We start from the raw sequence: 13361 nt of genomic DNA, 5'->3' as shown, positions 1-13361 counted from the left end.
TCTGTGTATTGTGACGGCCCGGCGGCGACCAAGAGATAACTTATCCGCTTCGTCGGCAGCGTCAGATGTGTATAAGGGACGGCTGTTTGACGAGATCAGGATGACGAGGGTGCGGGGATTTTGTCGCATCCTCGTCACGGGGTTCTCGTCTAGTAGGCGGCAGCCTGAACTATCCCTCGCCACAGCGACCCGCGGCAGCGACATTGGCGCCTGCAGCGCCGGAGGCACGGTACCGCCGCCGCGTGGAGGGGCGCACGGTCGCGCCTCCAATGCGCAGGGCCCAGATAGCGTTCATAAGTGCGTGAAAAACGGCCTAAAAACCCGCCCTGTAGTGGCGATTTGTGTTCTTTAATGCTATCGGGTTAATCTTCTTAAGGCTTCAACGGAGCGGGTCACACCGAAAGGTGAGACTCACAACAAAGAGGCTGTGCCCCCTTAGCTCAGTCGGCAGAGCGTTTCCATGGTAAGGAAAAGGTCGACAGTTCGATTCTGTCAGGGGGCTCTGTTGTTTGCGTAAGGCAAACACATGGCGGTGTAGCTCAGTGGTAGAGCAAACGACTCATAATCGTTGTGTCGAGAGTTCAATTCTCTCCATCGCTACTCACCTCAAGCGGATGCTCCGGCGTTCGTGGTAGGGTTAGGCCCCTGTAATTGTTTACAACGCAGGGACCTAGGGGCGTGGCGCAATTGGTAGCGCAACGGTCTCCAAAACCGTAGGTTGCAGGTTCGAGTCCTGTCGCCCCTGCCAAAGCATGAATGTGGAGGAGTTTTCTTGACTAACCCCAACGGTCAGAACCCGGCACGGCCAACCGGTAAGCGTCAGCTGGGCGGGGCGTCTCCGATCTCCACCGACTCCTACGAAGAGAAGCGCACCCCCGCGAAGCGCGATGGCGATGACGCCGAGAAGAAGAACGGCGCCGCAGCATTCCCGGGCGAGGTTGTCTCCGAAATGCGCAAGGTTATCTGGCCGACCGGCAAGGAGATGCTCAACTACACACTCATTGTGTTTGCCTTCCTGATCGTGTTGACCGTCATGGTGTGGGGCACCGACAGCCTGGCTAGCCTGCTGGTTGAATGGATCTTCATTCGTTAGCTATAATGCGAACGGTTACTTAATATCCCGCTTCCTCGGACTCCGAGGGGCGGGATAAGTTTTTGTCCCACCGCGCGCGAACCACCAACGTGAGTACGCTAGGGCGGGGAATTTACGAACTAAAGGAGACGGACCATGGCAGTGGAAAACAACGACGCCCTGAACACGGTCGAGGAAAACGAGCTGGAAATGATCGACGAGGGCGCGCCCGTCACCGATCAGACCGACCCCGAGGAGGAACTGGCTGAGCAGCAGGCCGACTCTGCCGAGCCGGAGGCCCCCTCCGAGCAGGAGGAAGAGCTCGAGATGGTCGACGAGGGTGCCCCGGTCACCGAGGAAACTGACCCGGAGACGGAAGGCATCGAGGGCGAGGAGAGCGCCGAGGGAGATGCCGAGGCAGCTGCCGCCGCGGCGCTTGGCGACGATTCTGCGGCCGAAGCCGACAGCGAGTACCGCGCCCGCCTGCGCGCTTACGTCCGCGAGCTGAAGAAGCTGCCGGGCGAGTGGTACATCATCCAGTCCTACTCGGGCTACGAGAACAAGGTGAAGACCAACCTGGAGATGCGTATCCAGACGCTCGAGGTGGAGGACTCCATCTACGACGTGGTCGTGCCGATCGAGCAGGTGCTGGAGAAGAAGGACGATAAGCGCAAGCTGGTGAAGCGGAAGCTGCTGCCGGGCTACGTCTTGGTGCGCATGGAGATGAACGACGCTGCCTGGTCCGTGGTTCGCGAGACCCCGGGCGTGACCAGCTTCGTGGGCAACGAGGGCAACGCGACGCCGGTGAAGCACCGCGATGTGGCGAAGTTCCTCATGCCGAAGGCGGAGCCGGTCGAAGGCAAGAGCGTCGCGAATGCAGAGGGCGAGACCGTCATCGCGATGCCGGAGGAGGAAGAGAAGCCGAAGGTCACCCACGACTACAAGGTGGGCGAGGCCGTCACCATCCTGTCGGGCGCGTTCGCGTCCGTTGCGGGTACGATCTCCGAGATCGACGAGGAGACCGGCAAGATCCAGGCGCTGGTGTCCATCTTCGGCCGCGAAACTCCGGTCGAGCTCACGGCTGACCAGATCGAGCGGATTATGTAGGCGTGGCGTCGAGAAGCGTTTTGCTTCTTGCGCCCCACCTGCCGTAAGGTAAAACGTCGCGCGTGCCCGCACAAGGGCTGCGCGACGTTTTCTATTCGTCTCCCCGGTGGCTCCGGGAAAGCGGGGCATCCGGAAGCGTGCCGCCAAACATCGTGGGCGGGGCGCTGTACCAAGGAATTGAGGTTTAACGATGGCTAAGAAGAAGGTCACTGGCCTGATCAAGCTGCACATCGAGGCAGGCATGGCGAACCCGGCACCGCCGGTTGGCCCGGCGCTCGGTGCGCACGGCGTGAACATCGTCGAGTTCACCAAGGCCTACAACGCCGCCACCGAGTCCATGCGCGGCAACATCATCCCGGTGGAAATCACCGTCTACGAGGACCGCTCCTTCGACTTCATCCTGAAGTCCCCGCCGGCAGCTTCCTTGCTGCTCAAGGCTGCGGGCATCAAGAAGGGCTCCGGCGTCCCGCACACCCAGAAGGTCGGTTCCGTGACCTGGGATCAGTGCAAGGAGATCGCTGAGACCAAGAAGAAGGACCTCAACGCCCGCGACATCGAGGCTGGCGCCGCGATCATCGCTGGTACCGCCCGCTCCATGGGCATCACCGTCGAGAAGTAAACCCGCTCGACGCAGGTGGGAGGGCCGGCCAGGCCCGTACCACCACTCCTGACATCACATACGAAGAAAGGAACGCAACATGGCTAAGAAGTCCAAGCGTTACAACGAGACCCTCGCACAGGTCGACCGCGACGCCCTGTACCACCCGCTCGACGCGGTGAAGCTGGCGCAGGAGACCTCCTCCAAGAACTACGACGCCACCATCGACGTCGCCATGCGCCTGTCCGTCGACCCGCGCAAGGCTGACCAGCTGGTCCGCGGCACCGTCAACCTGCCGCACGGCACCGGTAAGACCGTCCGCGTCGCAGTCTTCGCTGAGGGCGAGAACGCCACCAAGGCACAGGAGGCTGGCGCCGACATCGTTGGCACCGACGAGCTCATCGAGCAGATCAACAACGGCCAGCTCGACTTCGACGTTGCCATTGCAACGCCGGACCAGATGGCCAAGGTCGGCCGCGTCGCTCGTGTCCTCGGCCCGCGTGGTCTCATGCCGAACCCGAAGACCGGCACGGTTACCCCGGACGTCGCAAAGGCTGTCCAGGAGTCCAAGGGCGGCAAGATTGCCTTCCGCGTGGACAAGGCCGCCAACCTGCACGCGCTGATTGGTAAGGCATCCTTCACCGCCGAGCAGCTCGCCGAGAACTACGGCGCGCTCCTCGACGAGGTGCTGCGCCTGAAGCCGGCATCCGCCAAGGGCATCTACCTGAAGAAGATCGTGGTTTCCGCGACCCAGGGCCCGGGCGTCCCGGTTGACGCCTCCGTGCAGAAGGATTACGCCACCAAGGCTTAAGCCTCGCGCACACTGAGCGCCCCGGCGCCGGACTTTTTCAAGTCTGGCCCGGGGCGTTTTTTGTTTGCTCACCTGGGTGACTTGCCATGCGCGATTAATGAAAATAATGTTCATTAAGTGAAAATCTTCGGAGTGACTTGTGGGCGGCGCAAGGTGGCGTCGATAATCTCTGCGCTGTTGCTGGTGCTCCTCGCGCCGATCGCGCACGCGGCGGAGCTCAGCCTGGATACCGGGCACATCGACGCGTTTGCGGTGCGCCCCGACGGCGACGGGATCGCGCTGAGCCTGCAGGAGGACGTGACGGGGTCGCATGTGCAGCACGCCCCCGAGGACGTCACCCTTGTTGTCGGCGAGCAGGCATATACCGAGGACACCGAGAGTGTCGAAGGGATTGGCGCGCCAGGCTACCTGCTCCCGCAGACGCAGCAGTCGGACCTCATCTGGCCGGGCTGGGACACGCAGGCGCTCGCCGGCGCGGGGATCAGCGACATTGACATCGAATTCCTCGAGATCTCCGGCCCAGGCGAGGTGTACCTTTTCCAGGCGCAGGGGCTCGGCGGCGTTGGGCCAGTGCTTGACGACGCCACCCTCGCCCTCAACGCAGGCGCGACCATCCACCAGGACACGCCTGCGCACGCGCACGCAAACTGGTTGTTCACCGAGCCCGGCACTTACACGATGCGGGTCGTGGCGCACGCGGGCGGCGCGACGTCGAACGAGGCGACCTACACCTGGATGGTGGGGGAGGCTGACTCGGCCGAAACAACACCGACCCCGGCGGACTCTGCGACGCAGAGTGATGACGCTTCGGTGCTCGGCGGCTTGGCTGGCACGGACGAGCCGGAGGCGTCGCACCGGGTGGAGACCTACGCCGGCGAGCCTGCCGAGCCCGCCGAGGGCACTGAGGCCGCAACCGCCGCGTCCAGCGAGTCCTGCAAGCCGGCCCTGAGCCCGCAGGTGAAGGACGACCGGCAGGTGCCCGCGACGTGGAACGACCCCGCCACGATGGTCTTCGGGCTGGGCGACGCCGCAGCGACCACCCTGCCCGAGGATGTCGGACCGATCCGGGCCGGAGAGGCCTGGATGATCGGCGCGACCCAGCAGGCCGGGGTGCCGTGGCTGGGTGCGAACACCCAGCACGAGTCCCTGCTGGAGCACACCACCGGCGAGGTGACGTGGGAGGTCACCGACTTCGACGGGCCCGGCAACATGTTCGTGTTCACCCAAGGCGGCTTGGGCAAGATTGTGGGCGAGGAGTGGTTCCGCGCCGAGCACGGCACCGCGCAGGGCGCCCACACCATTCCGGCGAACTCGCACGTGCACCCCAACTGGGTCTTTAGCGCCCCAGGCACCTACCACGTGACCGTGCGCCACACCGCCACAGCGAAGGACGGCACTGAACTCAGCGGTACCGCGACGCTCACCTTCGAGGTGGGCGGTTCCGGTAACGCCGACGACGGCCATTTCGACTTCGGCTCCGTCTACGACGCGGAGGGGGACTGCGGTGGCGCGGGCGCAGCCGGCACCGGCTCCGCAGGCCCCGCAGGCTCCGCAGGCCCCGCAGACTCCGTAGATTCCGGCAGCGAAAGCGCGGCCGCCGGGGTGACGGGGAGTTCGGCGTCCGGGTCCCGCAGCGGCGGGCTCGCCGAGACCGGCCCAACCGTGATGACGCTGCCCATCGCCGTGCTGGGGATTGGCGTGCTCGTCTTCGGCGGCGGCATGCTCTGCCTGGACACGGCGCTGCGGCGCCGCCTGCTCGCCGCGCTTGGGGCCACCAAGTGAGGCGCGCGACCACCCGTGCTGCCGGCGCGTGCGTCGCCGTCGCGTTGGCCGCATCGCTGGGCGGCTGCGGCAGCGCGAGCGGTACCCAGGGCGATGACGGCACCCTCAACGTCGTCGCGTCCACCTCGATCCTCGCGGACGTGGTGAGCAACGTCGCGGGCGACGATGCGACCGTGACTTCGCTGATGGGACGCGGGGTCGACCCGCACACCTACGAACCGAGCCTGCACGCCACCCGCGACATCGCCTACGCCGACGCCGTATTCACCAACGGTCTGCTACTCGAGCCGCAATCGCTGTCCCACACCATCGACTCCACCGTCCGCGAGACGGTGCCCGTCGTGCCGGTCGCGGAGCAGGCGCAGCGCTACGGGTTCTCGCCAATCCCGCTCGTCGAGGATGCCAGCCTGGACACCGTGTGGCTCGGTCTCCGTGTGGACACCGGCAAATCCCTGCCACCAACCGGGGTGACGGAGCTTTCGCTTATCGACGCCCACGGCCCCGGCAATGCCTACGCCTTCATCCTCGGCACCTTTGGCACCCCCGAGGTGGTGTTCGATTCACACGACGGCATTGACACCAACGACTCGACGGTGCTGCCTGTCGACGCGCACACCCACGTCAGCTGGGCGTTCTCCGAGCCCGGAGTGTACGAGCTGACCATGCGCGGTGAGGTCCGTGACTCCGTGGAAGATGCGGCAACCCGCGGCGAGGCCGAGGACACGTTCACGGTGGTCGTCGGCCAGGACCCGGCCCAAGTGACGCCCGGAAAAACGGTGCTGGACCAGGGGCACGTGGACATCACCACCACGCTCCGCGACGGCGAGACCCGCCTCACCCTGCGTGATGACGACCTGGGCGACCTCGACCCGGCCGACGCCGTGATCGCGGTGCCGACGACCACGCTGCAGCCCGTCCCGCCGGAGCGTGCCTTCCGTTTCCTGGGCAACCCCGGGGAGGAGACCTACCTGCTGCCGCAGGCGGTGCTGGGCAACCACGTCCACGGCGAGCTGGACCCGCACTTCTGGCACGACGTTGCCGCGGTGAAAGCCGTGGTCAAGGTGGTGCGCGACGAGCTCAGCACCGCCGACCCCGCCAACGCGGAGGACTACGCCCGCAATGCCACCGCGTACCTCGCGCAGCTGGACGCTGCGGACCAGACGATGCGGCAGGCGGTGGAGCGCATCCCGGAGGCGAACCGCAACCTGGTGACCACCCACCACGGCTACTCCTACCTGGGCGCGGCCTACGGGCTGCGCATCGCCGGGTTTGTCACGCCGAACCCCAGTATCGAGCCGAGCCCCCGCGACGTCATCGCCTTTACCCGCACGCTGGAAAACCTGCACGTCCCCGCGGTCTTTCTGGAACCACAGCTGGAAGGCAGCAGCAGCGTGCTCACGGAGACGGCGGCGCACCTGGGAATCCAGGTCTGCCCGATCTGGGGCGACACCCTCGACCCGCCGGGGGAGGGGCCCGCGGATACGTATGTGCACTTTGTAGAAGAAAACGCGGCGTCGATAAGCACTTGCCTTGCGCCATAAGAAAGGAACCCTGACATGAAACTTCAACTTGCAGCCCTCACCCTCGCCGCGGCGACCGCGCTCGCGCCCGTTGCTGGCGCACAGGGGATGGACAATGACCCCGCGCTGCAGCAGACGGTGCGCAGCGACGAGGCGATCGCGCCCGCCGGCGAGCAGGCCGTGATCTCCGCGGGCCACGTCGACCTCGGCGCGACCTTCGACGGCGACGAGCTCATCTTCCTCGCGCGCGACGATTCGCAGGACCCGCCCGTGTGGCGCAGGCTTAACGACGTCGTCTTTCAGGTCTCCGACGACGCCAAGCAGACCCTGCCCGACACCGGGGCCTTCGACTTCACCGGCGCGGGCGCGGGCGATGACGTGTGGGTGATCCCGCAGACCGAGGTGCAGGGTGTGCCCTGGCTGGGGTGGAATACGCAGTCGCCGTCGCTGCTGGAGCGCTCCTCAAACGGCGTGAGCCTGGAGTTCGGCGGGCACGAGGGTGACGGCGACTTCTCGCTCTTCCTGCAGCCGGGCGGGTTCCACGAGCCGCAGCTGCTGTGGTCTTCGCGCGAGGACGGCACGCAGCCGATGTGGGTGGAGCCGAACACGCACACCCACGCCAACTGGGTGTTTACCCAGCCGGGCGTGCAGCTGGTGGGCGTTCGCGCCGTGGTGAAGGACAACGAGGGTAACACCCACACCGACGAGGAAGTCGTGCGCATCGCGGTGGGCAGCGATACCGACCCCGCCGAGGCGCAGACGGCCGAGTTCTCCGGCCCGTGGCGCGGTGCCGAAAATGGCGCCGAGAACGAGGCCACGGACGGCGCCGCGGATGCTGCCGCGGGCTCATCTGCTGGCAGCAACGCCGGGCTCCTCGTCGCTCTGGGGATTGGCGTGCTCGTCGTCGCGCTGGTGGCCCTGTTGGTCGTGCGTTCGCGGAAGGGGCGCGCGTAATGGCCGCGAGCAGTCAAGATGCGCTGATTCGGGTCTCGGGACTTAGCGCGGGGTACCCGGGGCGCGCAGTATTCGACGGCGTTGACCTGGACATTCTGGGCGGACAGTTTGTCGGACTGCTCGGGCCGAACGGGGCGGGCAAAACGACGCTGCTGCGCGCCATGCTCGGCCTGATCCCTGGCGCGCGCGGCACGGTGCGCGTCGCCGGGCGTACCGGCGCGCAGGTGCGCAAGGCGGTGGGGTATGTCCCGCAGCGTCACGACGTGGCCTGGGACTTTCCCATCGACGTCGCGTCCGCGGTGCTCAACGCCACGCTGGACCTGCGGCCCTGGTACACACGCGCGGGTGCCGCGGAGCGCGACGCCGTCGCGGACGCCCTGGACAGCGTCAACCTCACCGAGCTGTCCGCGCGCCCCATCGCGGATCTCTCGGGCGGGCAGCGCCAGCGCGTTCTGGTCGCCCGTGCGCTCGTGCGCAAACCCCGGGCCCTCTTCCTCGACGAGCCGTTCACCGGCCTGGACATCCCGTCCACCGAGCAGCTGCTCGCCCTGTTCCGCGAGTTGGCGGGCCACGGCATCTCCATCGTCATGTCCACGCACAACATCGTCGAGGCCGTCGATTCCTGCGACCGCCTCATCCTCTTCCGCGGCGGGGTCGTGGCCGACTCGGCCCCCGGACAGCTGTGCGACACCCGACCGTGGATGGACACGTTTGGGGTTGGGCCGGAATCGCCCTGGCTGGCCGCCTTGCAGACGCACGTACGGAACCAGCCACACCAACCACACCGTGCCAAGGAGGCCACGCATGCTTGAGATTGGCTTCCTGCAGTTCCTCGCTGACGTGGCCAACCCGCAGCTCGCGTTCCTGCCCCGCGCGCTCGTGGCGGCGGTGCTGGCCTCGGTGCTGTGCGCCGTGGTGGGCTGCTTCGTGGTACTGCGCGGGATGGCGTTCATCGGCGACGCCGTCGCCCACGCGGTCTTTCCGGGGGTGGCCATCGCGTTCGCGCTCCACGCCTCGGTGCTGCTCGGCGGGGCTGTGGCCGGGGCGGTCGTCGCCGTCGTGATCGCCGTGCTGTCGCAGCGCAGGACGATCAAGGAGGACGCGATCATCGGCATCGTGTTCGCCGCGGCGTTCGCGTTTGGGTTAGTGATTATTTCGCGGGTCGAGGGCTACACGGCGTCGTTAAGCGCATTTCTTTTTGGCTCCCTGACTGGCGTAAGCGTGCGCGACCTGTGGGTGAGCGGCGTGACCGGCGCGGTGATCATTGCGCTGGTTGCGGCGCTGCGGCCGTGGCTCACCGCGGTGGCGCTGGATCGCGAGACCGCGCGTGCGATGAATCTGCCCGTGGCCGCGCTCGACCTGGTGCTCTACCTGTGCGTGACCGCTGCCGTGGTGATTTCGGTGCAGACCATTGGCAACATTCTGGTCATTGCGCTGCTGGTCACGCCCGCGTCCGCCGCGCGCCTGTTCACGGACAACCTGGAGACGATGATGGTGCTCGCCGCGCTGATCGGCATCGTCGGCAGCGTCCTCGGCGTGTGGCTGGCCTGGTCCTTCGACTCGCCCACGGGCGCCACGATCGTTCTGTGTGTGACCGCGATCTTCGGGTTGAGCTGGCTGTTCGCGCCGCGCCGCGGGGTGCTGCGCGCGCCGGGCCGGACGCCGCGGAAGGAGATCGTCTAGATGCGACTGCTCAGACTCGTCGCCGCGGCGGCGCTCGTTGTTGCCAGCTTTCCGGTGGCTGCCGCCGCCGAGCTGACTGACACCGGGCACGTGCCCGGCGATGCCGGCTTTGGCGTCGACCTGCCGGCCGATACCCCGTGGGCAGGCCGCGACGGCACGACGCACCCCTGCGCAGGCCGCAAGCTGCTCTATCACTCCCACAACGACGCGCTCTACGGCACCCGCGTCGGCGGGGACCTCACCGTCATGGCAGTGGACGGGCAGCAGGTCGTAAACCAGGACGATGTCTGCTTCCGCCTGCCGCGCGACGCCGATCCGGACGGCAACGAGGTCTCCCGCATCCAGATCCCGGACGACGGCTCGCTCGACTTCCTTGGTCAGCCCGGCGATACCGTGTGGCTCGCACCGCAGTCCGTGGACTGGGCCGACAACTGGCGCCCCATCTGGTCGGGTCTCGGCGCCTTCGATCCCGCCCACGAGGGCGACCCGTCCGCCATCCCCAGCAACTTCGAGGACGACCTCATGCACTTCGACCTCACAGACATCGAGGGGCCCGGCGACGTGCACATCTTCTTCAAAAATGCCATCTCGCCCGCGGAAATCGTCTTCAATAGTGCCGACCCGCAGGCCCGCACGGTCGACTACGAAGTCGGCGCGCACGGCCACTTCAACTGGGCTTTTTCCAAGCCCGGCATCTACGCCTTGACGTGGCAGGGCAGGGCCTCGCTTATCGACGGCACGCCGCAGCACACCAAGCCCATCACCCAATACTGGCTCGTCGGCGATGACGGCGATGTGGGCCTGGCCGACGGCACCACCACCGAACTGCGCAAAGTGACCAACTATGTTGGCGGCGACCCGGGGCAGGGCGTTGAGGACGGCGGTGCTGGCGCGGAAGCTGGCACCGGTGGCACCGACGAGAGCGCGCCGCTGACCACGGGGCAGCTGCTTCCGCAGGAAGGCGAACCCAGCAGGGAACCCAGCGGCGAACCCGGTCAAAAACCCGATGACGGCTCGGCGCCGGGCGGGGGCGCGGTGGCGTCGACAAGCGAGCAGCCCAGCGCGACGCGACCGGACGAGGGGCGCTGCGAGGCGGCGCGCGCACTGCGCACCAAGCCGGAGGCGTTGATCAGTGCTGGTCACATGGATATGGGGCTGGTGGATGACGGCGGCATTGGGGCGAAGCTCATCGATGACAGTGATCCGCGCTCGCCGACCCCGCGTGACTCCGGCACGTTCCTGTTCGAGGTGCCCGACGCGGCGAGAACTCAGATCCCGGCGAACTTCCGCGCAAGCTTCCCCGGCGAACCCGAATCAATGTGGGTGCTGCCACAGGCGCAGGTGAAGGGCCTGCCGTGGCTCGGGTTTTCCACGACGCGGCTGACGCAGGACAGCTTGGCACCAGGCAGCAACGTGAAGGTGACCATGAAGGATGTGGAAGGCCCCGGGCGGATCTTCTCCTGGCACGAGTCGCTCGGTGGCACGACACTGGAGCTCGATTCCGGTGACGCTGCGACCGCGCTGGAGTACGGGGTCAACGACCACGACCACCAGGCGTTCGGCTTTACCAAGGACGGCCTCTACTCTGCGACGTTCCGCTTCGAAGGCACCGCCAGCTCGGGCGAGGCGTTCTCGAAGGAGCTGACGGCGGCGTTTGCCGTGGGTGACTCCGCAGTGGCGCAGGCGAAGGAGTACTCGTCGAGCGGGTACGCATCGCTTGACGGCACCGACTGTGCCGATTCCAGTGACGAGCCCGGCGCCGATTCTGGTGCCGACGGCTCCGACACGTGGGTGGGGGCTCTGGCCAAGGGGATCCGCTCCGTGGACAAGGAATTTGGCGCCTTCGGGGAGAAGGCGGGGCCGTTCTTCGCGCACCTGCGCGGCGGGGGCAAGGATGCCGTGACGGCAACGTCGCCGAAGCCATCGGCGCCACAGCTGACGTCGCCGAAGCCGCCGGCACCAGCTCAGAGCGCTCCCAGTAGGCGGGGAAGTGGTGCGGCCGCCCCGACACGCGAGCAGCGGGTGAGCGCCTCCGCCGGCGGCAGCGGCTCGGAGAGACCGGGCAGTGCCCCGGGTAGCCGGGGAGGTGCCCGGACGCACACGCCGGCGAAGACGAGCAGTGCCCAGGGTAAGTCTGTGCCGAAGAAGCAGGCAACGAGGAAGCAGACAACGAAGAAGCAGACAACGACGACCGCGAAGCCGGACCACGGCTCCGGCGAAAAGGCCGGCAGCGGTACCGGTGGGATCGTGTCCTCCTTCGATGGCACGAAACCGAAGCGCGGAAGCGACAGCGGTGGTGACAACGGTGAGGATGCAGCGCAGGCGCAGGTCGCGACCTCGCAGGGCATGACCGCCAGCGGCTTCTGGGGAGGACTCATTCTCGGCGTGGGCCTGATGGCGCTGCTCGGCGGCATCGTGCTCTTCACGGCGGCGGCGAAGATGCTGCGGCACGCCCCGAAACCGGGGAGCTCCAGCGCGGACGCGGCGGAATCGTCGGGAGTGTAGGCGCGATTTGGTGTTTTGGCAGGGGACCGACTAAGGTACGACGCGAAGTTTGAACGGGTGAAAACCCGTGCTCAAGTTTCACCGAAGACCGTCGGTCACTCTGCCACCGCAGAGTCGAAGGAATCCCACTCCAGGGATCGGCCCACGCAGGAGAAACGTGGCTTGCCTTTCAGGGTGCCTCGTGCTTCTGCACGGGGCATTTTTCTTTGGGGCGCGTGAGCGTCGAGAAGCGAAATGCTCCGGGCGGATTGAAGGACATGAAGAATTGGAAGGAGGCGTGTGTACATGGCTAACCCGAAGAACGAGCAGGAGCTTAAGGTTCTGAAGGAAAAGTTCGAGGCAGCTAGCTCGATCGTGCTGACTGAGTACCGTGGCCTGACCGTTGGTCAGCTGCAGGAACTGCGCGGTGAGCTCGGCTTCGACGTCGAATACCACGTCGCCAAGAACACCCTCGTCAAGATCGCTGCTAACGAGCAGGGCATTGAGGGTCTCGACGATCTTCTTGTCGGCCCGACCGCTATCGCCTTTATCAAGGGCGAGGCTGTCGACGCTGCGAAGGTCATGAAGAAGTTCAACAAGGATCACGACGCATTCGTGATCAAGGGCGGCTACATGGATGGCAATGCCATCGATGCTGCTCAGGTTGATGCCATCGCCGAGATGGACAACCGCGAGACCACTCTTGCAAAGCTCGCTGGTGCCTTCGAGGGCTCCTTGGCAAAGGCCGCCGGCCTGTTCCAGGCTCCGGCGTCCAAGACGGCCCGCCTTGTCGCTGCACTGCAGGACAAGCAGGACGACGCTGCGTAACGCGAACTAACTACACACACCAAACATTCGGGCCAAAGCGCCCACAAACAGAAAGGATGCCATTATGGCTAAGCTGTCCAAGGACGAGCTCATTGAGCAGTTCAAGGAAATGACCCTCATCGAGCTTTCCGAGTTCCTGAAGGAATTCGAGGAGGTCTTCGACGTCACCGCTGCTGCACCGGTTGCTGCTGTTGCTGCCGCTCCGGGCGCTGCTGGCGACGCTGCCGCTGAGGAAGAGAAGGACGAGTTCGACGTCGTTCTCGAGGACGCAGGCGCCAAGAAGATCGGCGTCATCAAGGCTGTCCGCGAGATCGTCTCCGGCCTGGGCCTGAAGGACGCTAAGGAAATGGTCGAGGGTGCTCCGAAGGCCATCCTCGAGGGCGCAAACAAGGACGACGCTGAGGCTGCAAAGGCCAAGCTCGAGGAGGCTGGCGCAAAGGTCACCCTCAAGTAAGAGCCTTTCGCTTCTCGACGACACCCCCGCCACCGGTATTTTGAACACCGGAGGGCGGGGGTTTCGCG

General features: G+C 66.0%; 12 protein-coding genes and 3 tRNA genes. All 15 read left to right on the top strand.

Features of this window, described 5'->3' with window-relative positions; genetic code table 11:
* Positions 1–429: 429 nt before the first annotated feature.
* The 15 genes from FPH17_RS11760 to rplL all read left to right on the top strand — a co-directional run bounded on the left by FPH17_RS11760 (position 430) and on the right by rplL (position 13293).
* A tRNA-Thr gene (locus FPH17_RS11760) sits at positions 430–502 on the top strand.
* Between the two features lie 26 nt (positions 503–528).
* Positions 529–600: transfer RNA gene (locus tag FPH17_RS11755), tRNA-Met, on the top strand.
* A 72-nt stretch (positions 601–672) separates the two neighbouring features.
* A tRNA-Trp gene (locus FPH17_RS11750) sits at positions 673–748 on the top strand.
* A gap of 24 nt (positions 749–772) precedes the next feature.
* Positions 773–1093: a preprotein translocase subunit SecE gene (secE, locus tag FPH17_RS11745; RefSeq protein WP_095275092.1), complete on the top strand. Its 321-nt coding sequence runs from the start codon at positions 773–775 to the stop codon at positions 1091–1093.
* Positions 1094–1228: 135 nt separating this feature from the next.
* The gene (nusG, locus tag FPH17_RS11740) at positions 1229–2179 is read left to right on the top strand and encodes a transcription termination/antitermination protein NusG (protein WP_154880773.1); all 951 of its coding nucleotides are present in this window, start codon (positions 1229–1231) and stop codon (positions 2177–2179) included.
* Between the two features lie 190 nt (positions 2180–2369).
* Positions 2370–2798 carry a 50S ribosomal protein L11 gene (rplK, locus tag FPH17_RS11735; RefSeq protein WP_095275090.1) on the top strand — a complete coding sequence of 143 codons (429 nt, stop codon included), beginning with the start codon at positions 2370–2372 and terminating at the stop codon, positions 2796–2798.
* Positions 2799–2877: 79 nt separating this feature from the next.
* Positions 2878–3588 carry a 50S ribosomal protein L1 gene (gene rplA / locus FPH17_RS11730; RefSeq protein ID WP_095537575.1) on the top strand — a complete coding sequence of 237 codons (711 nt, stop codon included), beginning with the start codon at positions 2878–2880 and terminating at the stop codon, positions 3586–3588.
* A 117-nt stretch (positions 3589–3705) separates the two neighbouring features.
* Entirely contained in the window at positions 3706–5370 is a 1665-nt protein-coding gene (locus FPH17_RS11725; protein ID WP_154880771.1) for a TIGR03773 family transporter-associated surface protein, read from the top strand.
* Entirely contained in the window at positions 5367–6911 is a 1545-nt protein-coding gene (locus FPH17_RS11720; protein WP_239216930.1) for an anchored repeat ABC transporter, substrate-binding protein, read from the top strand. Before FPH17_RS11725 ends, FPH17_RS11720 begins: the two co-directional genes overlap by 4 nt.
* Before the next feature lie 15 nt (positions 6912–6926).
* Positions 6927–7844 (top strand): choice-of-anchor M domain-containing protein, encoded by a 918-nt coding sequence (locus FPH17_RS11715; RefSeq protein WP_154880769.1) that lies wholly within the window; start codon positions 6927–6929, stop codon positions 7842–7844.
* Entirely contained in the window at positions 7844–8656 is an 813-nt protein-coding gene (locus tag FPH17_RS11710) for an anchored repeat-type ABC transporter ATP-binding subunit (RefSeq protein WP_154880767.1), read from the top strand. Before FPH17_RS11715 ends, FPH17_RS11710 begins: the two co-directional genes overlap by 1 nt.
* Positions 8649–9527, top strand: a complete 879-nt coding sequence (locus FPH17_RS11705) for an anchored repeat-type ABC transporter permease subunit (RefSeq protein WP_154880765.1) — start codon at positions 8649–8651, stop codon at positions 9525–9527. The genes FPH17_RS11710 and FPH17_RS11705 overlap by 8 nt, the downstream gene beginning before the upstream one ends.
* Positions 9528–12032, top strand: coding sequence for a choice-of-anchor M domain-containing protein (locus tag FPH17_RS11700; RefSeq protein ID WP_154880763.1), 2505 nt, complete (start codon positions 9528–9530; stop codon positions 12030–12032).
* 285 nt (positions 12033–12317) lie between these two features.
* A complete protein-coding gene (rplJ, locus tag FPH17_RS11695) occupies positions 12318–12839 on the top strand; it encodes a 50S ribosomal protein L10 (RefSeq protein WP_095275083.1) in 522 nt (173 codons plus the stop codon).
* 64 nt (positions 12840–12903) lie between these two features.
* Positions 12904–13293, top strand: coding sequence for a 50S ribosomal protein L7/L12 (gene rplL, locus FPH17_RS11690; RefSeq protein WP_095275082.1), 390 nt, complete (start codon positions 12904–12906; stop codon positions 13291–13293).
* The last annotated feature ends 68 nt before the right edge of the window (positions 13294–13361 follow it).

The organism is Corynebacterium gottingense (assembly GCF_007559235.1).
Classification (GTDB): domain Bacteria; phylum Actinomycetota; class Actinomycetes; order Mycobacteriales; family Mycobacteriaceae; genus Corynebacterium; species Corynebacterium gottingense.
This window is presented reverse-complemented; position numbering and strand designations above follow the sequence as displayed.